Origin of the sequence: Vibrio sp. 10N.239.312.D08 (genome assembly GCF_041466145.1) — a bacterium.
Lineage (GTDB): Bacteria > Pseudomonadota > Gammaproteobacteria > Enterobacterales > Vibrionaceae > Vibrio > Vibrio crassostreae_C.
Genome location: NZ_JBFSSD010000067.1, coordinates 1 through 22687, shown reverse-complemented (window position 1 = coordinate 22687; position 22687 = coordinate 1). Strand labels below are relative to the sequence as shown.

Here is a 22687-nt window from a genome sequence, read left to right as displayed (position 1 = left end):
ATCACGTCACCAATGTAGGGTGCTTAGCGCATGCTCGTCGCAAGTTCATGGATGCTAAAAAGCTTCAAGGGAAAGGTAAATCGGGCAAGGCTGATAAGGCGCTGGCTAAAATCCAAAAACTCTACGGGATAGAATCACGCTTAAAAGGTGCGCCTGCCGAAGAGCAAAAAGCAGAGCGTCAAGCGCTTGCAAAGCCGATACTGGATGAGCTTTACCAATGGATGACAACCCAGAAGGTGATAGGCTCTAGCCCACTAGGCAAAGCGATAAAATACACGCTTGGGCAGTGGTCAAAGCTTATTCGTTATATCGACGATGGTCACTTATCTATTGATAATAATCGCGCTGAACGCGCAATTAAACCACTGGTCATTGGCAGGAAGAACTGGCTGTTCTCTAACACACCAAACGGTGCTGATGCGAGCGCGATGCTTTACAGCATCATCGAGACCGCGAAAGCCAACGGTCTTATCCTCTACGACTACATGGTCAAGTGCATGAAAGAGCTGGCGAAAGCTGAGCCTGATATCGACGCACTCCTGCCTTGGAACTTCAAACACTGACAAGTCGCCCCGTGGGTTCATGGGGCGGATACTTTTAAGAAATCTCATTGGTATGCCTTATTTATAATTACTCGCGAAAATGTATACCTTTGTGACTTCAAGGAACCACATTAGTTAGGTGACCTTTGAGAGACTTCCGCTCTAGAGGTAAAATTGAAATCTAGTGGCCATCTGATGCCCGTATGTTTCTTCTCTGATATATCGAATGGTACGACCCAAAGCTGATGCCCACCTCCCAACTCAAAGGGGAAATGCAGTGCTTCATCAAAGTTGTCTTGGCTAGGGTAAATCAGCACCACATCCTGACCACTTTCATCATCCGCAAGGTATTTTTTTGCATAAGCAAACAGTTGGTAAATATCCGATTGGGAGATATTTGAATTACTTAACTTGGTATTGAGAAGCTTCCACTTCGTATCGAGCACGACTTGATTGGAGCTCCCTTCCTTAATAATCAAATCTGGGCGTAAACTGAATTTGTTTCTACCGTCATAACGGGCAAGGTACTCACCAGTAACTTGTGTACTAACACTGAGCTTAGGATGACTGACCGCTAGTTGTTCTTTTAAAACTTTAGCAACGTAGTCTTCAAATACCTTCTCCATAGGGAATAAAAGAGAAGCTGCGTTAGCACCACCTTTCATCGTTTGTGGAGAAAAGCCTTCTAAGATTAGTCGACACCAGTCTAAAGGTATTTGGTAGTAACTCATCCCTCTATCAAGCCTGACTTTCGAAAAATCAACGCTGTAGTCCTTACTCTCTGGTATTTCATTAAATACAAAGTCTAGCTCTTGTAACAACTTCTGATTTTCTGCACTCCGCGTATAGCCTTTCACTCGTTTTAGAGCACTATGCATTAACCGGTTTACGGGACGATCGAGTAAGAACTCATCGTACTCACAGTAAAATTTATGCTTACTAATGGAGTTATGCCTAACTTGTTTTCCTACATTCAGCTTCCCCTTTAAGAAACCTAAATTGTCTTCCCTACGTACATAGTCGCTTCTTAAGCCACGTTTTAGGAGCGTGTTCACCGACTGTAAGAACTGGCCTATAAATACCTCTAACAACGGCATTCTTTGGCGAGTAATATTAGCATTCGAGGTTTGAATATGTGATAAACCTTTCAACGCACGTAACATTACTAGTAGTGTGTGCCGAGCTTTCACATAAGCGTCATCATAGTTGTTGTCACTACCTTCATCTGTGAAGCCTTTTCCGATTTTAGGCAAGATTTCAATTTGCGTTTTATCTGGCGTGAACATAACTCCTGCATAGTTTTGAACTTGCAGAACTTCCATACCATTTCGACGACGTAATTGAAGAAGATTTCTTTCATTCTCATTACTTAAGCAAAGCTGCTTGAGATATTGATAAGCTGATATAGAGATAGCTTGAACGTGTGAAGATGCAGTCTGATCTTTCAGCACATCTTCACTCACTAAACAGTCATACTCAAAGAGAGTAATTTCTTGTTTGGCTTTCACTAGCCTTACTCGCTATCTTTTGCGTAAATAGCTTTGAACGCTGCCGGGTTTTGCCAAACAGTCCCTTCACCAAAAGGCTTGAATGAGTATGTCACTTTGCAATCCTCATACAACTCTAATCCATGTTCAGGGCCAAATAACTCACTGTAGAAGTCTTCTGTTCTTTGCAAAAATTGTAATCCCTCGTCTTGTTTCAAACTGTCACCGAGGACTAAACGAATCTTGCTCCAATCTTCATAAAAATACTCTTCCAATAGTGGGATTATCTTGTTCTCAAATGCTGACTGTAGCTCGATAAACGCCTTGCCTTCATCAACCTCATTGAAAACAGGGAACAAGAAAGCATGACCGAGCGTATGCTCACGATCATAGAGAACTTCAATTCGCTTATTTAGTGTTTCTAGCAATTTAGATAAATTGATGCCCTTAACTTCTTTATCAGCAAAAAGCTTGGGGTTTGGCATCATCTCTTTAAAATCAAAACGACGACGTAATGCAGTGTCCATCATTGCCAATGAACGGTCTGCCGTGTTCATAGTGCCAATGATATATAAGTTATCTGGTACTGAGAAAGTATCACCAGAATAAGGTAGGGTGACTTCTAGCGGCTCCTGCGCACCTTTGCGCTTAGAAGGTTCAATCAAGGTAATCAGTTCACCAAAAATTTTTGAGATATTACCTCGATTGATCTCATCGATAACTAATACATAGTTTTGGCGTTCTGTTTTGACTTCGCGCTTACTATGCGCAAGCTTTTCTAAATGCTTGATCAAAGCAGAATAGTAAGGGTTCAATCCTCCATTAATCACTCGAGCACCATGAAAGATGTCTTTTAAGGTTTTTACACTCAAAGAATGAGTTGATTCGCCTTTGTCTTTTTCGAAGCGAATTGTGTTGTTATCGACATCAGTCACTATGAAAAACGTACGAACTGTGTCGACTCGAACGCCCTCTTCCAGTTCAGATAAACTATTTAAAAAACGCCCCCACAATGTATCAAAATCATCTTTCTCATCCGTGGTTTTGGTTTCTTGGTAGTCCTTAGCTTTTTCACAGAGCGCCTTAAATACACCCTCTTTTTCATAGTAAGAAATTTGACCGCCTTCTGTTTTAGCACTGAGTCCTTCCACAAACTCTTCATACCCATAGCTTTGATGAAATGTGACAAAACGAATTCGACCAGCGGCAGTCAGTGCTTTGTATTTTTTCGTTAGTGAGCCTCTTTGCTCTTCTGATACACCGGTTTCAGGATCAATGTTTATGCTGGCGTAAAAGTCAGGATCAGCGGCTTGAACTGCGGCTTCAATAGTATGATAGGTTTTACCAGTGCCTGGCGGCCCATACAAAATTTGGTTAAGCGGAGAGATGATACTGTGACTACTATATTCATGGTTCATTTGGCTTTCCTTCTCACTATCATGCTTAACTCTCAGTTCATCTAAACTCATCGAGTAGTATGGTTGCAGAATGCTCTCTTCAAATAGCTTTAGGTCTTGTTTTTGCTGGTATACCTTTGCAAGAGTACTGTTATAGCTTGGGGCCCAACCTTTACTTGGGCCTGCGTACTTTTGTAACTCTGACAAAGAACGGACTAACTCATACTTTCGAAACCTCCAACCATGATCTAAAGGAGATTCATCATCGAACATAGCCTCTCCAGTGACTCGTACCAAGGCCTTTAAATAACCGCTGCGAGAAAGGCTTACGATATCACTAACTTTGACTTCCTTGATAAAACGACTGCCCTGACTTTTTGCTGTTTCGCTATGTACAGCTAGATAGTTATTTTCGTCTAGCCATTGGGATACGCTTTCAGATATTTCGTTGAAACCATGGGAAACTTTCCAAATATTAGGGATAGTTTGTAGTGGGTCTTTGTTGACTAATTTATACCCTTGCTTTTCAAAAAACCTCTCAGCTTCAGACGTATGACACTGACTGTGGTGGACATCAAAAATCACACTGTAGAGTCTTTTTGCTGGATACAAATTGCCGTCAATTTCAACAAAGTGATGAAAGTCCTTTTCGTAATAACCATCTTGCTTCAACTGAGTTACGGCATCCTCAACTGACCGCTTTGAAACGTCCATACCTAGCCTCTTTCCTTACTATTATTCTTGCTTTGTCCTGTTCTAACAGGATTTTGATAAACACAACTATAGTTTTGATTGAATGATTGCTGCCTTTATAGGCATTGTGCACCTGCACTTAAGAAATATTCGTAAGTTTGGTCGAACAGTGCCTCTTGAGGGAAATAAAACACTACGCCATCTCTACCTCTTGTCATCAGTACTCGGTAACTATTAAGCTTTATTTGAAAAGGGTTTTGAACATTTCTATTGCCTTTATGAAGAACCCAGCCACTGCCATTGTAGAGAAAGTCTTTCGCCCAGATTAGCACTGGCATATCAAGCTCTAACCCCTGGCAATCAAACTCACTAATTGTGCGCTGGAAACTACAACACGATGTCGAAGAACGAACGTCATCATGGAACCATGGGCCCAATGGTTGTTTGTTATACTTGATGTTGTCTGACGAACTTAACAAGCCATACTTCTTGTTGGTGTTTTGATATCTATTGAGACAGTATCTTTTGGCTTTTTCCAAATCTCTGGTTAGATAGATATTAAAACCGTCTTTAATCGTCTGCTTAGCCAGCGCAACATCCGGCTTATCATTCAAAACACCTTCCACCCACTTAGGATATAAACTTGCGCTATGAGCTCGTAAAGACTGATCTAAATTTAGCAATGGGTTTACTCGAACACGATTACTGCTCATGAATTGAAAATGATGCTCTAACGCTGGTGGGCAAAAAACAATCCAAGGCTCTTCACTACTTTTCAAAGCATCACACCAAAGAGAAATACCCACCTCTTCACCTACATAAATCTCTTGTCCCTCTCCAACTAGAGCGACATAGTGACAAGGCGTTTTATCTTTATCTTTATCTGCGATCCTGATGATGCAAGAAGGCTCCGACATTTGGTAATTCTTGTTTTTATTTTCGTCCCACATCCTCTGAGCTTCATCAAAAACAACCAAATTAGTATGAGGGGTTGTACGTGGCTTCATGTATTCGCGTTTAAAGTCTTTCAACGCGCGAACAAACGTTTTGTCATCAAGAGCATATTGCAAGACATCTACCAGCGGGCCATTCCCAGATAGAAACTGACCTCTTTTGTTCCGATGTACAAACTCCAAACCCAGCAACGTCTTCCCTGCTCCAGGAACACCAGTAACCAGGGTTAATACACTCGCCCGATTTCTATTTCCTTCGCTCTCAACCCAAGCAGTAACTTTATCCAACTCATCAAGCGCTTCATAAATCCCTGCACTCTTAGCACTCTTTAGTTCTTCTATTGGGTTGTTTTGAAATATCTCTACCGCTGCATCTACTAGATTAGGTAATGGTGCATAGGGCGATTCAAGCCACTGTTTTAAATCAGTGTTAGTAGGAGCGCCCGTTAAATACTTATCAAGAAAGGCTTTGAGTTTATCGCTAGATAGGATTGAGATATTACTTTCGATATCCGTTAATTTACCGGTGGATTGAGTCAAAACCAAACCGGCAATCACCTCTAGCTCGGCGCTTTCATGATGGTAATTACAGAGATCTCGATAATAGCCGCACAGCTGATCATAATCCGCTCGCTGATAGCGATCCTTCATTTTGAATTCTAAAATGAATAGCTTATTTTCGACTAGAAGCAGAACATCAGGCCTACGCCCTCCTTCCATTGGTAGAGCATACTCAAAAATAACATAGCCATCAGATTGGGCACGCTTGGAGAGTTCTTTCTGAAGATGATGAAAACAATCAACCCAAGCTCGTTTCTGAAGTTCACCGAGCTCTAAGCCAGGGAAGTTAATACAAAACTCAGAACACATGTTGGCCAACCAGTTTTCTTCTTGTTCTTGAAGAAAGACATCAATCCTATTTGCATAGCAATAAGTCATTCACGGTCCTCTTCAGTTTGCTTGCAACTTTGCAACGATGGGAACATCAGCTGCAGCCCAATCTAAAGAAGTTAGCTCATCGAGATTTAACCACAATGCTTGAATATGCTCAGTAAGTACTATCTTTCGGTTTTCGACAGGACATAAATAAGCGTGCATCGTGATATGAAAGTCAGGGTAAGCATGCTCAACCGTCATGAAATAATCTACATGTTCGATATTCAGATGCAGCTCTTCATTCAACTCTCTTTTAATGGCTTCTTCTCTCTGCTCACCTACTTCCACTTTCCCGCCGGGAAATTCAAACTTCTCATGGATATAAGCTAACTTTGAAGGACCGCGCTGAACACACAAAGTTTTATCTTCATGTTGAATAATGGCCGCTACTACTTCTATTTTTTTAACCATATTCACTTGCCCCTAACTATTCTTCTTATAATTCTCAGCCTGCTCTAGCACGCCTTTGTAAACATCATCATTGGCTACTGGTGGGAAGCCGTATTTGTGTAGCAGTAAGATTAAATCCACTTTCAACTTGGCTTTGATATCATCGCGCCCTGCCCAGTCTGGATATTGGGCGACATTGTCTACGGTAGTTTTCATTTCCTTCGCCAGTTCGAGCATCTTGTCATCGTCGTAAGTGAAATCGTACTTCTTGCGCATGTGGTTCAAGATATCGAGGAACGCTTTCTCTTCTAGGTCGATACCTAGGTCTTCAAACGAGCCCATTTCTTTCACGATATCAAAGATAATGTCCGTCATTTCTTGAGAGAAGGTATCGAACTCCTCGCCATTCAACACATCATTTTCACGGCGTTCGTTATACTGCTCCACCAGCGATTGGAAGCGCTTAGAGAAGTTCATGCCTTGCAGCTGGTTGACCTTTTTAAAATCACTTATCGCCTTCTCTAACAGCTTTTGAAGCAACTGAATCTTGGTGTTTGGCAGCTTAATCTTGTTGATACGAGCTAGGTAATCTTCGTCAAAAATATCGATAGCTTCGGCGTGCTCATCACCAATCGTAAAGATCTCTTCTACTCCATCGGCACGAAGTGCTTCTGCCACTAACTCACGAACACGTCTATTCATTTGTGCCGTGTCTGGTGCATCACCTTTGGTTAGCTTAAAGATGATAGAGCGCACTGCGATATAGAAGTGAATTTGGTCACGCTCTTGCTGAGATAACAATTCACTACCACAGCAAACATCATAAGCCGCCTTCATACGGCCCACTAAAGCCATGAATCGGGTTTCGCCTTTCTTGGTTTGAAGGATGTATTCTGCCGACTGATTAAGGCACTCCAGCTGCTTACACGGCTCTCCTGTGTAATAACCTGACGTATCGAACTTGTGGAACATCTGTCTTAATAGATCGAGGTGGTTCTTCACCTCAATGACAGAAAAACGAATATCTTCAAAGTTAGTCTCATCAGCCTTTGAATACATTGCTAAGGCTTGATTCATACGTGACTTGATACCAATGTAATCGACAACGAGCCCTTTCGCCTTGCCTTCAAACTTACGGTTAACACGTGAGATAGTTTGAATCAGGTTGTGTTTCTGCAACGGCTTATCGATGTAGATAGTATCCAGTTCAGGAACGTCAAAACCTGTTAACCACATGTCGACTACAATGGCTATTTTGAAATTCGACTTAGGACTCTTAAACTGCTGGTCGAGCGATTTTCGATATTCCTTGGTCCCTAGCAGGCTGTACTGATCAGGGTCATCGTCTTTACCGCGCGTCATCACCATTTGCACCATCGCAAGTGGCTTTAACTCTTCTTTCTCTTTATCAGTCAGCTCGACGCCATCAATTGATAGCTTTTCCTCAAACCATTCTGGCCTTAAGATTTTGACTTGCTTATAAAAATCAAACGCGATTTCACGACTCGCACAGACAAACATCGCCTTGCCCTTTATCGTAGAACCTTCTTTAACTCGCCCTTCATAATGTTCAACAAAGTCTTTCGCCAAAGCTTCAATACGGTCAGGGTCGCCAAGAATCGCGTTCATATTGGCAGTAGCTTTCTTACTCTCTTCTATCTGATGTTCATTGGTGCCAGCTTCTGCGCACGCTTGGTAGTATTTCTCTACCTCTTCAAGCTTGCTGTTATCAAGAATGACTTTGGCTGCTCGGCCTTCATAAACAATACGAACCGTAATTTCATCATTAACCGATTCTGTCATGGTGTAGCTGTCTACTGCATCACCAAATACATCAAGGGTGGCATCTATCGGCGTTCCGGTGAAACCAACGTAAGTCGCGCTTGGCAGAGAGTCGTGTAGATACTTAGCAAAGCCGTATGTCTCTTTCACATCGACGGCTACACCATCTTGATATTTGATCACCACTTTCTTATCGAGGTTGACCTGTGAACGGTGCGCTTCATCAGAAATACAGATGATGTTTGTACGCTCTGAAAGCAATTCGATGTCTTCGGTGAACTTATGAATGGTAGTCAGGAACACACCACCACTCTTGATGCCTTGTAGCTTATCTCTTAAATCTTGACGGCTTTTAACTGGCACCACCATCTCATCACCAATGTAATCAGAGGCATTACAGAACTGTTTAGAAAGCTGGTCATCGAGATCGTTGCGGTCGGTAATAAGTACAATGGTCGGGCTTTCAAAATCGATGCTTTTCATCAATAGGCGAGATAGAAACTGCATGGTAAAGCTCTTACCACACCCTGTTGCACCAAAGTAAGTACCGCCTTTACCACTACCGTATGGCTTACGTTCTTTGTCGATGTTGTAGTAAAGCTTACGCGCTGCGTAGTACTGCGGGTAACGACAACAGACTTTTATCTCTTTCTTAGAGGTATCAGGGAAGAAGACAAAGTTCTTCACTACATCAAGTAATCGAGTTTGGTTAAACAACCCGGCAATCATGGTGTAGAGGGAATTAATACCCTCTTTTTCGGTAGACTCGTTGCCCGTTACTTTGCGCCACGCGTAGAAAAACTCATACGGCGCAAACAGGTTGCCCATTTTGTTGTTCACGCCATCGCTGATGATGCACATCGCGTTGTAGACGAACAGCTTGGGAATATCACGGCGATAACGAACGCAAATTTGCTTCCATGCATCAAAGATGGTCGCGTCTTTCTCTCGCACGGCACTTTTGAATTCAAACACCACCAGCGGTAAGCCGTTCACATAAAGGATGCCATCAGGGATTCGAACTTGTTCATCGACACCTTCAATCTCTAGCTGGTTAACGATTTTATAGATATTGGTATCAGTCGGGTCTAGGCGATATGTTTCTAAGTAACTAACATTACCCTCTGCAACTTCTCTATCAGTATTATCTGATTTAGATTTATTCTCTAGCAACGGGACAAACATTAGGCGTAAGGCTTGTGCCAAATGTCTTGTGTCGATTAACTCAATATAGAGGTCTTTCTTTGAGCGATCTTCACGCTTAAACAGAAAGCCATTGGTTAGCCATTGGCAGAAGGTTTTATTGCTATGGTATAAATCACTGGCAGGCAACGTTGAGATCATACGAACAATGGTGTCAATTTCGCTCTCGGTTATAGCATCGCCTCGGTACTGCTTGGCAAGGTAGCGGCGTAAGTCATCTAAGATGAGTACTTGTTCTTTGTCTTCACGCGCTATTTGTTCACCCACTACGTGTGGGTAGCCTTGCTCACCCAATAGCTCAATAATGGCCTGTTCGAGTTTGGCTTCAGTAAATTTTAAGCTCATCGCCTTTTCCTACTGCTGTTTGACGTTGTTTGTTGTTTTCTAAATTGAGTTATTTAAATTTGTTTTGTAGTAACTCGGTTTCGGGCTTTGTTCCATTTTCTCAACACCGCAGATCTTGTCACCTCCGCAGAATCAGATATATTTTGAATAATATTTCTGAATTAAAGCGAACATATTACGCTTACGCTTGTACGTGGTAGCGAGTTGCGCCACCTGACTATAAAATGTCGCCAATTGAGTAGGATGCGATTTCAGCATATTCTCTAAACGTCGAAGTAACTCTAAAGCTTGATCGTAAGCCGTATTATTGGTCTGTTCGATATAAGATGAGACTGCTCGCAGATAATAATCCAGCGTATTTTCAGGTTTATCATCCACAATATGATCGGCAAGCGAAATAAGTCCTTGTATTGATATTTTATGTTCGGCAACCCATTCGCACGCTTTGTCTAATTGCTGGTTATCGATATAGAACAGAACCAAGGCATCCGTACGATCAGAAGCTTGATTATAGCGGTCTGGTTGTTGATAGGCATTGGCAAGTAGCAGTTCAGTGCGGGAGAAAAATTCAACATCATCAATTTGGTAATTGGCTTTAAACTTCGCTAACTGTTGATAATATTGAAAGCTTGGTGATTGTTCTAACAAACGGTTAGCTAATACCCATGCAGAATGGATTTCACCTAGTTCAACATAAAGACGGAATTGAGCTTGTTCGCACGCACGAAGTTCATAATCACTCGCCATTTTTTTCGCCTTAGCTAACCAAAACTCAGCTTCTAACGGCTCTTGCTCATCAATGAACATATCAACAACTTCAAGATAATCTCGACACGTTCGTGCTATTTTTTGTTTAATTTCCGCCACTTCACGCCAATCGGAGCTGTGTTTCATTAACGGAACTGCCCATGAGCGTAAGTTCCAGCTACTCTCATCTTGCGATGCTTGATCTATCGCTTGGCGGCATAAGGTTAGAAAGTGGGTGTTAGATTGCCAAATCGCTCCAAAACTCTCTTCAATCGAAGGAAATACGTCAAATTCGTAATGGGTCAAACGCTCAAACATCCACTGCGCTTTCTCTTGCTCACTCCAATTAAGCTTTGCCAGCGTCTTTGGCATGTGTTCGTTAATCATGCTTTCAATGCCATAACGATCGCCATTGGAGTCATCAATTTGCTCTAGCACCTTATTCAACCGTTCAACAAGGTAGTTTATTAATTTCCATTGATGATCGGCGTTAAGGCTTTGCATTGATTCAATGATCATGTTCAATTGAATTTCTGCTGAGTTGAAATAATCATGGCTTTCTCGCCAATCCCAGAGCTGTTCTCGCGGTAAGGCTTGGGTAACCAACTTTTTCAGCTCGCCATATACGGCTGGCTTTTCGCGTATTTCAATTTTTGTCAGCAGTGCATTCCATGTGTACTCATCTTCTTCTAGGTATTCGAGTAGCATCTCTACCATGGCCTCTTCACCAAGGCTTTGCAGGTGATTTTTTATGGTATCTCGTTCACTACTTTGGTTTAAAGCTTGTTCTTGGTCTTGTAGGCAAAGGGCAACCGCCACGCCGTGCTTGCACAACATTTGATATTGCGCCGCAGGGCAAGTACAAGTGCCAACCAGATCGCCAGTGAAATCGAGGCTCACTTGATAATTGAGGCTGCCTTTGACCTGTGCGGTCGCGGTGTTGCCAACAAGGTTAAGCTTGCGTACTGCACCACTGCGTGAAAGCAAGATGCCTTTTTGCAAAGTGCTTGTTTCACACAGTGTCGTCAATTCAGAAATGTCGATTTCACGAGTATTAGTTGCGTTCATTATATTATGGTTCCACCTACGCTTTGCTTTGTTCTATTTCGGATTCATCTAATTCCCACCTTCGTTATCTCAGAACCGAGGCGCGAGGTATCTGAGATCTCGCTTTTTACCACCGCCAAAAACGAGATTCCTGATAAGTTCGTCCCTCACTTTCTGGAATGACGAAAGGTTACTCTGCCAGCGCCTTAGCTTGTTCTACTTGCAGGTTTTCTAAGTCGATTTCGCCAGAAAGCAATTTAGGAAGCAAGGTGTCTCGTAGGTTTGACAGTGTATGACTTTGCTTGTGATTGTCAGATATCTTTTCCATCAAAGGAGACAGCACTTCATTAAATTTAGCCAATAGTTCATCCGATGGAAGAACAACTGGAATCGTACGAAGAGTTTTGAGAGTCAGGTACTGCTGAGTCGTTCCTGCCATTCTAGCTTCGAGATAATGCTTCATTTTGAAGCTCTGAAGGTGCCAGTAGAACAACCAAACTAACTCAGGTTTTTGAGACGTTTTAAACAAACCCACATTTTTGATAGCAAATTCAACAGGATTATCGTAAACCACAACTACTTCACCGACAGTCCCGATCATCGTCAGTAGAATATCGAATGTATCGACCTTACTTCTCTGGTTAACTTTCTCGAAGTCCGCATCGCTGATCTGGTAAGCCGAAGATGTGTCGATTTTGCCTTTGGTAATATGCTTCGAAGTAACTAGGTAATGGCCTTCTTCAGCTTTCTTCGGAGAGTCGTGTGTACCATCCTTAACATCGAATAAATCTTGGGTCTTATGGATTTCCCAACCTTCAGGAATCAACCCCAACTCAGACTCAACGAGCTTCTCTGGGAAAAGTGACGCTGTAGCAGCATCCATCCCTTTTGGCTGTTCGCCATTCATTTTGGTTTTCACAGGGTCGAAGTCGACAAACCAAGACTTGAACAGTGTTTGTGCCATTTGTTCTAGGGTTTGGTTGATTTGACGGTTAATTTTGATCTTTTTATCAAAACTTCTCAATAATACTGCAACTTGCTTTTGATGATTTAAAGGCGGAATCTTTATCGGTATCTCTTTTAGGGCTTTACCAGTTAAGTGCTTTATCGTTGTTCCTGTGAAATAGGCATCTAAAAGTTTTTTTTTACCCGCCAATAGAAACCAGTAATAAAGAAACTCACTATCAAGTCCATCTAGAGTTCGTACTCGATGTAATGCCTTCTGTATTTTCATATTTGGAAGATCATCTTCCCATATGGCGCAACGTCCAGGCTCTCCACCTTCACATACGATTAAATCCCCGGCTTTGATTCCATAACGTACATGCTCATGGTCCTCAAATTTCATTTGAGCTAGTTCATCTAAGTCAAACGCCCCCCAGCGTACATTGCTATTACCAAGGTATGGATAAAATTCGCCTTTGTTTTTATTCTTATCAAGCATCTTGCCAAGACATGAATCAATATAATCGCCTAGCTTGGCATCAATCCACTCACTCCCCATAACCCAACACCTCCAAGTTCTGGCGAATCGCTTTATCCAACTCTTGAGATTGATTCATTTGGCTGTATAGAGTTTGTGAAAGCGCACTCATCTTGGTTTCAAATGGAATGCCGTCATCTTCTACTTCAGCTGCGCCGACATAGCGGCCCGGTGTCAGCACAAAATCATTAGCTTTAATATCTGCAATGGTCGCTGATTTGCTAAAGCCTGCTTGGTCTTCATACTTCTCTACTTTGCCATCACCACGTTCAATACGCGCTTTGAGTTCTGCGTCATCACAGCGCCAAGCGTGGTAAGTGTCGGCAATTAGAGCGATATCGTCTTTGGTCAGTTCTTTATTGGTACGGCTAATCATGGTACCCATCTCACGGGCATCAATGAACAGCGTCTCTTTTTGGCGGTTACGGAAACCTTTAGTGGTGTTCTCGGTTTTGTCTTTAGTGATAAACCAAATACATACAGGGATCTGCGTAGTAAAGAACAGCTGCCCCGGCAGAGCAATCATACATTCAACGCGATCGTTCTCGATAAGCTGCTGGCGGATCTCACCTTCGCCGGACGTGTTTGAACTCATTGAGCCGTTCGCTAATACAAAACCAGCCGTACCTGTTTCACTTAGCTTCGAGAGCATGTGCAAAATCCAACCGTAGTTGGCATTACCTGTTGGCGGTGTGCGATAGCCAGCAAAACGCGCATCATCGGTTAGCTCGGCTTCATTACGCCAACCTTTAAGGTTAAACGGCGGGTTCGCCATGATGTAATCGGCTTTTAAGTCTTTATGCTGGTCAGCAAAGAAGGTATCGGCTGCACGTTCACCTAAGTTGCCAGATAAACCGCGAATGGCTAAGTTCATCTTCGCCAGTTTATAAGTGGTCGAGGTCAACTCTTGACCATAAATAGCAATATCTTTGGTGCGCCCTTCGTGCTCTTTAATGAATTTTAAAGACTGAACAAACATACCGCCCGAGCCACAAGCCGGATCGTAGATCTTACCTTGGAAGGGTTCTAGCATTTCAGCTAATAGTGTTACCACTGACTTAGGCGTATAGAACTCGCCACCACCTTTGCCTTCGGTTGCTGCAAACTTGCCTAGGAAGTATTCGTACACACGACCGACTAAGTCTTCTTCGCTCATGTCACATTCGTTTGCCAGCGTGTCGATGTTTTCAATGCTGTCGATAAGTGACGCCAGCTTTTTCACTTCCAAACCTTGGCGCGAGAAGTAGTTGTCTGGCAGGGCGTCTTTTAAGCTAGGGTTGTTTTTTTCGATAGTCGATAAAGCGGTATCGATGATGATGGCGATATCATCTTGCTTAGCGCGCGCTTTAACAAATGACCAACGCGCATCTTCTGGTAAAAAGAAGATGTTGTCTTGTTGGTAGAACTCTTTCATCTCAACAAACGCTTCTTGCCCGTCGTCTATCATCTTCTGGCGGCGTGCTTCAAACTTGTCGCTGATGAACTTTAAGAACACAAGGCTTAATACCACGTGTTTGTATTCAGATGACTCAACACTACCACGCAACTGATTAGCGGTATCCCAAAGGGTCTCTTCAAAGCCTTTGGTTGTTTTTTTAGCTTTTGACGCGGGCTTAGCTGTTGAAGCAGGTTTCTTGTTAGCGGGTGCTTTTGCCATGTTGTTAATTACTCGAATAATGTAGGACTCTGCTTTCAAGCGCAGACTATTGAGGGCGATTATATATGAAATTGAATGAGTTGAATTGATAAAGCTCCGATTTTAGGCGCTTTTTACGTGCCTTAAGGTAAGGAAATATCCAAATGATCGAGCATTTTAAAAAAGCCAAAAAATTCGTTTAATCTTTATAAATAATTTAGTGGCTAGATTAGCAGCACTTAACAGTCTTGTAGGCACTCTGCATGAGCTTCACAACATTTGATTGATTACCCCAAGGTAAACATGCCTATCTCCGCACTTATAGGGGAGCTCGACTTTTACGTGACTAAATTTGGTGTAACCTTACGGCTATTTGATTTGCCATGATTGACTCTTGGGTTATCCCTTTTCCCAGTTCAGACATTATGGACTCTAACTTAGGGGGGATAAATTTTGAGACACGCTCCCAGTTTTGGTATTGGTCTGCAAACAAGTCTGAGCGACCATGTTCTTTGAGAGTATCTGTTGATAAATTTGGTAGCAGCATATAAGTCGCTCCCGATGATAAAGCTAAAGAGATACCTTTAGGATCGGTATCAAACCAAGCTATAAGCTCTACGCCTGGAAAAGCCAACGCAATTTCTTTTGAGATTACTCCCGTGTCCTTATCCCCCCGGTAAACGATAAGAGGGTTAGGCCCTATGTCGGTTTGTACTAATCTAAACTTAGAAAATGCTTCATAGTTTTCAACAATCACAACTTGGCTGTGCTCAATGCTCGTCAAATGACTTAGAGCTACCTCAATGTTCATGCCCTCTTGTAAGTCATATGATTTACCATTTATGTTCGTGGACAAAATCCCATAAACTTTAATGACCTTGTCTTTGACAGGACTTGAGCTTAACTTCTCGTTAGGAAAGAACTGAGCCATATCCGTTCGAGAATTAGGGATGGGATCAGTTAAAAGATCAAAACCAGATTGATCTTTAATCACCTTCCTAATTTGACGTATATCTCTAGGCGTCAGCTGCAAATGTTCTCCTCTGGCGCTCCCAACACTAAAGTCGCGATGAAAAGTATCAAACACGCCACTCAGCGCTACACTGGCACCTTCATTAACCTTCGCAGGAGAGAAGAGTTGCTTTAACCGATATAAATCACTACCCGTTATATCATCAATAATTCTACTCACAGTTTCCTCGCTATAGACACATCTTCTAAGTGAAGGTTGCCGTAACCTATATTGCTACCTTTTGCTAAATAGGTATAAGACCCGATAGGCTCAACGGTAAAGCCTTTGCTATCTTCGGGAAGCATTGAACTATGGAAATTAAGCACGCTAAATAGCCACACGTCTTTAGCGCAAGTGAGCTGGTCAAGATCTTCCGGTAAGTCACTATTGATTTGCTCGTAATACTCCAAAGCGGAAATGCTGGTTTTTCCCTTACCAATAAAGGCTTCAGCAAAAAAGGTATCGCAATGAGAATCAATGTCCGCTTCAATCAGCTCTTGTATTTCAACATCAAGAGTCAATTCTCGTCGCTCAGCTTCTTCAACAACCGGAAGCTCTTCTTGTTCTGCAGGCTGTGCCGTAATTTTTTCAACAATATCAGCCAATTCCGGCTCTTGGTCCATATCATCAGGATTTGGGTGATGCGCAAATTGTAACGGCTCTGAAAGCCAAAACATCGGTATACCATCGTGCTTTGCTACCTCATCAGGCAAAATCAAATCGTCACTTGGTGTCCAGTGTGGCTCTTGATCAATAAACCGATCAAAGGCATTGATCAGGTCCTTATCGCGTTCGCGGTTACGATACTTCAGCATCAAAGCTCGGAGTTGAATTAGGATAGATCCGAGCTCTTGTTGGCAACTACGAATCGCACTGTGCATTTCAGCACAAAACAAGGTGTTGAGCTCTGAGTTATCTCCAGCCATTTCACTCAACAACTTAAAAGAGAAAGCTTTCATGCCAGTAACAAGCTTTTCAGCTTGCTCTATAGCAACTTGGTTCTCTTTTTGTTTTTGAGCGAGCGTATGGCCATAGCCAAAATCATAACTGATACGGTTTCTTAAGCGACGACAAGACTCTTGCAAGTCCATTGTGATTTCATAAACCACACCTTCAAGGCTATTAAACCTATCCGCCTCTTGTTCTCTTTTGCCATTTAATTTAGCTTCCAGGTATTCTTGCGCTAAGCTCTGAATTTCTGGAATGCGCTCAGCATGTTGAGTCCCAAGAAATGAACTCGCTTCCGTTTCAAGGAAGTAGTTCATCAATGCTTCCATCTTAGGGTGCACGCGGTAGCCGCGGCTTGTCACGATAACAACACGGGCTTCTTTTAATTTACGTAGGTCATTGGCGTTTTAATGAGTCTCACGTATCGTGCCATTTTCAAAAACATGCGTTAATGTGTCCTTTGCTTGGCTGATTAAGCGAAGCATGTGGTTAACACCACCATGTTTCCCATTGTTTTGAGGGCTCATCAAAAGTCGAACTCCCCTTGGTTCTCGTTTGCTTTGTTAACTGTCTCAACGATCTTTTCATGCGTATCGATGAAATCGAGCACCTCGTAGACAAAGTCTAATTTTCCCGTCATCACATAGAGTTGGCGCTCTTTGTTTACTAAATGAGCCACCCCTTCTTTAACCAGAAATTCGACAACTACATTGAGTTTATCCGCTGCACTGTCACGCACTTTTTTCCGACTCACTTTTGGAAGTCGATAAATACTATCGAGTTTCTCCATCAAGCTAGGAGACGATTGGATTTGCGCACTCAGCACAGGCACATTTAACTCATCACCACCAACCATCACAGCTTCAACTTGAGCAGCCTCACTGACTGTCGCTACGAACTTAACCACAGGTCGAATGATACCGTGTACATTACTCATCAACGCGGTCACCTGACGACGATTGTGGTCGTCGATACTTTTATAGGTAACATAATAGGCGCTGGTTCTGCTCGTACATTGGAGCTCGCGCCCCATAAGAGTCAACGCTTGATTGATTTCTCGGCGTGTACGATCCTCTTTAAGCGTCTTGTAAGCTTCACGATCCGTTGCTGGGCAGATAAAGCTACCACTAAGTAGAGATTCTAAGACTTGTGATACTGGCTTCATGCTTCTACTCCTGTGCTAGTTTCAGCGGCTTTAGCTAACGCAAGTTTGCTTACTTTAGGTTTGTTGAAAATGTTCTTGTAAGGCGTTAAGTGATACAGATACTTAAATAAGTTGGCCGTACGATTATTGCCATCGGGTTGAGCCGCGATAACATTGAAGTTATGTGCCCCCATCATTTTGAGCAGTTTGGCTTGGTTTTCTGCCGTCAGCTTACCAATCTCATCGGTTGGGTAAGTTATTGATAGTCGACTTGCTCCACGTTGTTGTGTCAGAAGTGCTAAATACAACATGGATTGAATGAGCAAGTTCGTACCATTACTGGCCAAATCACGCATATCTTTATCTGTTTTGGCCGTTTTACGCTGGTTGTTCTCGATGACTTCAAATTTGATGTCAAACAGCTCAGTAGGCTTTTTAACTTTCTCGGCACTAATATGGTATGTCAGTGTGCTTAAAGCGTTGAAAAACTCTTTGGTTGGTAGCTCAGCAGAGCCCGTTTTATCCCACTCTTCGTAAATCTCAGAGAAGTTAATAATATCTTGCCAACCTTGTAGTTTGGAAAGTGAACTTTCAACGTTAATGTCAATAGAACCAACCACCGAGAACGTGTTATTGAGCTTTACTTGTTCAGAGATATTACGACCAAGTTTCTTAATGTCACGGTCGAAGCCGAGTAGCCGATGCTTGAAGTCAACGAGCATACGCCCCATGTTGACCGCGCTTTCAATTGTTATGCTGGTCACCTGAGGAATAATGTCATTCATGATGATTTCTAGAATATCTATTCGCTTAGAGTCACTAGCAACAATATCCTCTGTAATGGCGTTTCGGCTGCTTTCATTCCAGAAACGATACAGCTCCCCGTCACCAAGGTTGAGAGTGATAGTTTCCATCTGTTGTATATCTTTTTTACGTAGCTTAGTAAGCCTCTCTAACTCCGGGAGTTTGCTCTCTACATAGCTCAAGAGTGAATTTAAATCGCCGTTATAATCGAGCGCTTCTTGGCTGCCTTCTTCGCCCTCAAACATCACATAGTTAGTTAGGCGAGAGATTGCACTGTCAGCTCGCTGTTTGTGGTTTCTCAAGATAGAGAGCTTCTCATCAAACTCTTTTTTGGTTCGATGAGCTTTGGCTCTCAACTCTTTCAGTTTAGTTTCAAAAGATTCAAACTCTTGATGCACCGTTTCAAGTTCTTTGACCTTAGTATTTCGATCGTCACGTCTCTTAGGATCATCCACTTCATAAACAGCAAGCCATATCTCGTATTCTTTGATTTTATGAGACTTCACTTTTAAGTTTTTGATCTCATTATCAAGCAATTCAATTTCTTCTTTGTAGCGTTGATAGATTTCACCGCTAATACCTTGATCACTCAACCGCTGTTCATACTCCGTTTTGATGCGCTGTTTGTTCTCGCCCAACGTCAGAGTACTTTTTTCCAGTAGTTCATCTATAGCTCCGATCGTGAGATCAAGTGATGATTCAACATTGCTAATTTGAGTAAGCCTGTCGTTGTTTAGCTCTAATTTTGCTTCTTCAAAACGTTCAAGCGTTACTGAGATTTCCCTATCAATCAGGGCTATAGCTTTCTCAATCGATTTGATGTTTATATTAATTTTTTCGACTAAGCCCTCTTTTGCACGGGCAATCTCTATTTTCTTGTTTTTAAGGTTAACCTTAGTTTGTGATAGGTCACCCTCAGCGTTTCGCAGTTCATTGCGTAATCGTGATAACTCAAGCGTTGACTGCTTAACAGCAAAATCATTTTTCAAAATTTGCTTATTGAAATCAGCCTCTGCGTCTTCAAGCTCAACGATACGGTCCATCAAGTGAGCCTGCTCTTCCACATCAGCTTTGTTGGTGACACTACAATCTGCTAGGTTGCTCGTATCGATATATAAATCGTACATTGAACCTGAATCTTCAGTCATTGATGGTGTGAGTGTCGTGTCCATCAAAAGCTCATCGGTGAGAACACGACCAAGTGGAGAGCTTTGCCACCCCTGTCGATTAGCCTCCAGGAACGAGAACAAGGTTCCTGAATCTGGGTCTAATCGGTTACTGACTACTTTCAGCCTGGTTTCGGCATCGCGCATATTTCGACGAGTGGCCTCTAATCTTTCGAGTAGTTTTTCACGTTTAGTTTGTAAGTTGACTCCTTCCTTCTCACTCAAAGTTGTCGTGTGTTTTAACGTGTCTACTTGTTCTTGTAATCTGTCCTTCTCAGACTCCAACTGCTCTCTCTGCTCAATGAGAAACTCATCAATATCTGGGTTCTTTAGTCGCTGCTTTTGAGTAGCGAGTTCAGCCCTATGCTCCATAAGAGCCTGAGATTTATCCGCTGTAAAAATCGTATGGGTTTGGGTCAGTTCCTTTAACTGTGGCTGATATACATCGTCTATCTTGTCTTTTTTAACCTTGCACTCTTTCTCGGCATCAAGTTTTTGCTCTGTTAGGTCAGACTTTTCTTTATTGAACTTACTAACAAGGTTTTGTTTGTCTTTCTCATACTTTGCTTTCGCATCATTTACCTTAGTTTCAAGATCGGCGTAACTTTGTCTTTGTTGTGCCACCCTGTCTTCCATTTCTGGCAATTGCTTTAGCTTAACGGACAGTTCTGGATAACCACTATTTTCGTATGTTATAAGCTTGCTGTGATGTACTTCGATCTCAGAGTTAATACTTGTGATAGAGCGTTGAAGAGCGCTCTTTTGAACCTCTTTATCAAGCTTATCTTGATTAATTTCGCCAATCTGCTTGTCACTGTTTTCAAGAAAATCTGAGCGCTCGATTTCGGTTTTCTTAAGAGATTCATCAAGGCTTTCAGAGGCTTCACGAATGATTGTTAAGGCATTGGCGAGCTGAGTGGTTAGATAGGCAATCTGCTTATTGTTCGCAATAGCTTCAATGAACGCTTCTTTTTTGGCTAGGAACGCTGTTAGGCCGTTGTAGTCATCACACCATTGTTCAATTCTGTTTGCATCCACACCAAACTCTAATGTGCTATTTCCTTGCTCGAGGATATCCAGGAAAAGCGCCTTTGTGTCGGCCATATTGAATTCACCTTGAATCAACGCCGCTGTGATTTTTTCAATGTGACGGACATCATGACGACCAGAGCACAAAGAGTAGCTCAGGAACTGATTGCTCAAATTCCCTGCATTAATATTTTGGATAATTTCGCGGTACTCTTTGACGCTAGTAATACGCGACTCGTATTCTAAGCCGTTAGCGTTCAGCTCCGCGGCCAGCTTTGTACAGCCGATAGCGTAAGGCTTATCTTCGCTGTCTTGTTTAATGATCACTGACTGCTCAAACTGACCTTTAACGAAAAGGTAAACAATGCCACCTTTAGTACTAAGGTTTCGATAACAAATGACATGAGCAACTTGACCACGAGCAGTAATGTACTCGAAAACAATATAACTGTTGTTGTGTGGTAAATACCATTCGGCAAAGGGCTTATTGACATTCGATTTCCTGACGATCTGCGTGCCAGTCGCCCCATAAAAAAACGGAATGAGCCTTAAAAGTGATGTTTTGCCTTCTCCGTTACCGCCAGTGATCTGAGTGGGAGCGTCAAAAGAATACTCAGAAAACATCTTGTTTTTCTGATAAGAATTTATTGCGATAACTTTGGTCAATCCGGCATACATCATCGTATCTATCTCGAGTTATGTTGTTTTTCTTGACTGAAAATCAACCAGTTTGAATTTGTGGCCACTAAATCAGGTTACAGCTTTCAATACCATCGACTCTCTCACAGTAAAGATTCCTGACTTTTCCTGCCCTTCTCAATATCCATAATAAATATATGTACTTTTTTGCTACATGTATATACTGTATACATCAACATGTAACATTTATGAGCACGAACATGAATCAAGCAGATATCAAATGGGACCAACAAGTACGATTTCGACTAATTGAGATAATTGCTCTTTGGGAGGGTCGACTGACGACAAATCACCTATGTGATGCTTTTCACATAGGGAGACAACAAGCTTCCAGGGATATCAACAAGTACATTAGCTTAACTGACCAAGGTCAATTGATACTGGATAGAACAATTAAAGGCTATAGGCCAGCAGACAACTTTAAGCCTTTATTTACTCAAGGCACTGCTCATGAGTATCTACTTATGCTTCATCAGCAATATAACCAAGAAGAGACCTTCGAGTTCTTTAATTGGGGGGAAGCTCAATCGACCGTATTGAACGTTCCTGAAAGGGCTATATCACCAAGCATTGTTCGAGGATTAATTGCGGCAGCAAGGGCTAACCTTCGAGTCGATATTGACTATGTATCGCTCTCTACACCTGAGGTTCGAGGTCGAATTATTGCGCCTCACAGCTTAGTCTATGATGGGATCAGGTGGCATGTAAGAGCATATTGTGAAGAGAAAAATGAATTTCGAGATTTCGTGTTAAGTCGCTTTAGGAACGAACCTGACTTAATGGATAAGTCACCAAAAATGCGAGAACATGATGACAACTGGAACCATCAAGTTAAGTTAACGATTACACCTAATCCTTACTTGTCTGAGCAACAACAAGTTGTTGTTGCTGACGACTACGCTATGAAAAACAAGAAGATGGAAATAGTAACTCGTGGAGCTTTAGTCAGTTATTACTTGCGACGTATGGGCGTCATACAAGACCAAAAGCTGCTAAAAGAACAACCAGAAGCCTATCAATTGACTGCTCACTTTGACGAAAGTCTACCTAGATAAATCAAGGTTCGTTCGAGACAGCCCGATAAGATTGGTGATGTTCTAGATGGAACATTACCTGTCTACTCGAAACTAGGGCTGACTGTATTTATGGTGTAAAGATCCATGAATATACGCTCCTTGCTGAATGCTTTGTAAGCGTGTCATGAACACCGCATTCTAATCCTTCAGCACGAAGAATAAGATCAA

Annotated in this window: 14 protein-coding genes; 2 read left to right on the top strand and 12 right to left on the bottom strand. The window is 42.2% G+C overall.

Translation table 11 applies throughout. The features are described from left to right. The coding region (tnpC, locus tag AB6D58_RS22575) for an IS66 family transposase (protein WP_372158581.1) at positions 1 to 563 on the top strand (563 nt) is incomplete at its 5' end. Between the two features lie 110 nt (positions 564 to 673). On the opposite strand, the gene AB6D58_RS22570 is transcribed toward tnpC, so the two are convergent. The 12 genes from AB6D58_RS22570 to AB6D58_RS22515 form a co-directional block, all read right to left on the bottom strand. Further along, on the bottom strand, positions 674 to 2050 hold the full coding sequence (locus AB6D58_RS22570; RefSeq protein WP_372158578.1) for an McrC family protein: 1377 nt from the start codon (positions 2048 to 2050) through the stop codon (positions 674 to 676). 5 nt (positions 2051 to 2055) lie between these two features. Beyond that, positions 2056 to 4140: an McrB family protein gene (locus AB6D58_RS22565; protein WP_372158575.1), complete on the bottom strand. Its 2085-nt coding sequence runs from the start codon at positions 4138 to 4140 to the stop codon at positions 2056 to 2058. A 95-nt stretch (positions 4141 to 4235) separates the two neighbouring features. Then, a complete protein-coding gene (locus AB6D58_RS22560) occupies positions 4236 to 6011 on the bottom strand; it encodes a DNA/RNA helicase domain-containing protein (RefSeq protein WP_372158572.1) in 1776 nt (591 codons plus the stop codon). Between the two features lie 12 nt (positions 6012 to 6023). Next, a complete protein-coding gene (locus AB6D58_RS22555) occupies positions 6024 to 6419 on the bottom strand; it encodes a (deoxy)nucleoside triphosphate pyrophosphohydrolase (protein ID WP_102393898.1) in 396 nt (131 codons plus the stop codon). A 12-nt stretch (positions 6420 to 6431) separates the two neighbouring features. Then, positions 6432 to 9728: a type I restriction endonuclease subunit R gene (locus AB6D58_RS22550; protein ID WP_372158569.1), complete on the bottom strand. Its 3297-nt coding sequence runs from the start codon at positions 9726 to 9728 to the stop codon at positions 6432 to 6434. Positions 9729 to 9860: 132 nt separating this feature from the next. Continuing rightward, positions 9861 to 11543 carry an SWIM zinc finger domain-containing protein gene (locus AB6D58_RS22545; protein ID WP_102398486.1) on the bottom strand — a complete coding sequence of 561 codons (1683 nt, stop codon included), beginning with the start codon at positions 11541 to 11543 and terminating at the stop codon, positions 9861 to 9863. A gap of 169 nt (positions 11544 to 11712) precedes the next feature. Next, positions 11713 to 13026, bottom strand: a complete 1314-nt coding sequence (locus tag AB6D58_RS22540; RefSeq protein ID WP_372158566.1) for a restriction endonuclease subunit S — start codon at positions 13024 to 13026, stop codon at positions 11713 to 11715. Beyond that, on the bottom strand, positions 13016 to 14662 hold the full coding sequence (locus tag AB6D58_RS22535) for an N-6 DNA methylase (protein ID WP_372158564.1): 1647 nt from the start codon (positions 14660 to 14662) through the stop codon (positions 13016 to 13018). Before AB6D58_RS22535 ends, AB6D58_RS22540 begins: the two co-directional genes overlap by 11 nt. A 325-nt stretch (positions 14663 to 14987) precedes the next feature. Next, positions 14988 to 15833, bottom strand: coding sequence for a hypothetical protein (locus tag AB6D58_RS22530; protein WP_372158561.1), 846 nt, complete (start codon positions 15831 to 15833; stop codon positions 14988 to 14990). Continuing rightward, positions 15830 to 16918 (bottom strand): hypothetical protein, encoded by a 1089-nt coding sequence (locus AB6D58_RS22525; protein WP_372158558.1) that lies wholly within the window; start codon positions 16916 to 16918, stop codon positions 15830 to 15832. The genes AB6D58_RS22530 and AB6D58_RS22525 overlap by 4 nt, the downstream gene beginning before the upstream one ends. 209 nt (positions 16919 to 17127) lie before the next feature. Beyond that, on the bottom strand, positions 17128 to 17766 hold the full coding sequence (locus AB6D58_RS22520; RefSeq protein ID WP_102321023.1) for a hypothetical protein: 639 nt from the start codon (positions 17764 to 17766) through the stop codon (positions 17128 to 17130). After that, positions 17763 to 21422 (bottom strand): ATP-binding protein, encoded by a 3660-nt coding sequence (locus AB6D58_RS22515; protein ID WP_372154881.1) that lies wholly within the window; start codon positions 21420 to 21422, stop codon positions 17763 to 17765. Before AB6D58_RS22515 ends, AB6D58_RS22520 begins: the two co-directional genes overlap by 4 nt. Before the next feature lie 221 nt (positions 21423 to 21643). Here AB6D58_RS22515 and AB6D58_RS22510 point away from each other — a divergent pair, with 221 nt between their 5' ends. Then, complete coding sequence (locus tag AB6D58_RS22510; RefSeq protein WP_102393891.1) at positions 21644 to 22498, top strand: WYL domain-containing protein; 855 nt, start codon at positions 21644 to 21646, stop codon at positions 22496 to 22498. Positions 22499 to 22687: the final 189 nt, after the last annotated feature.

What these genes read in the sequence shown, in the direction of transcription:
- AB6D58_RS22565 (WP_372158575.1), bottom strand. Translation starts at nt 4,140, where the DNA reads ATGGACGTTTCAAAGCGGTCAGTTGAGGATGCCGTAACTCAGTTGAAG.
- AB6D58_RS22560 (WP_372158572.1), bottom strand. Translation starts at nt 6,011, where the DNA reads ATGACTTATTGCTATGCAAATAGGATTGATGTCTTTCTTCAAGAACAA.
- AB6D58_RS22555 (WP_102393898.1), bottom strand. Translation starts at nt 6,419, where the DNA reads ATGGTTAAAAAAATAGAAGTAGTAGCGGCCATTATTCAACATGAAGAT.
- AB6D58_RS22550 (WP_372158569.1), bottom strand. Translation starts at nt 9,728, where the DNA reads ATGAGCTTAAAATTTACTGAAGCCAAACTCGAACAGGCCATTATTGAG.
- AB6D58_RS22545 (WP_102398486.1), bottom strand. Translation starts at nt 11,543, where the DNA reads ATGAACGCAACTAATACTCGTGAAATCGACATTTCTGAATTGACGACA.
- AB6D58_RS22540 (WP_372158566.1), bottom strand. Translation starts at nt 13,026, where the DNA reads ATGGGGAGTGAGTGGATTGATGCCAAGCTAGGCGATTATATTGATTCA.
- AB6D58_RS22535 (WP_372158564.1), bottom strand. Translation starts at nt 14,662, where the DNA reads ATGGCAAAAGCACCCGCTAACAAGAAACCTGCTTCAACAGCTAAGCCC.
- AB6D58_RS22525 (WP_372158558.1), bottom strand. Translation starts at nt 16,918, where the DNA reads ATGAACTACTTCCTTGAAACGGAAGCGAGTTCATTTCTTGGGACTCAA.
- AB6D58_RS22520 (WP_102321023.1), bottom strand. Translation starts at nt 17,766, where the DNA reads ATGAAGCCAGTATCACAAGTCTTAGAATCTCTACTTAGTGGTAGCTTT.
- AB6D58_RS22515 (WP_372154881.1), bottom strand. Translation starts at nt 21,422, where the DNA reads ATGTATGCCGGATTGACCAAAGTTATCGCAATAAATTCTTATCAGAAA.
- AB6D58_RS22510 (WP_102393891.1), top strand. Translation starts at nt 21,644, where the DNA reads ATGAATCAAGCAGATATCAAATGGGACCAACAAGTACGATTTCGACTA.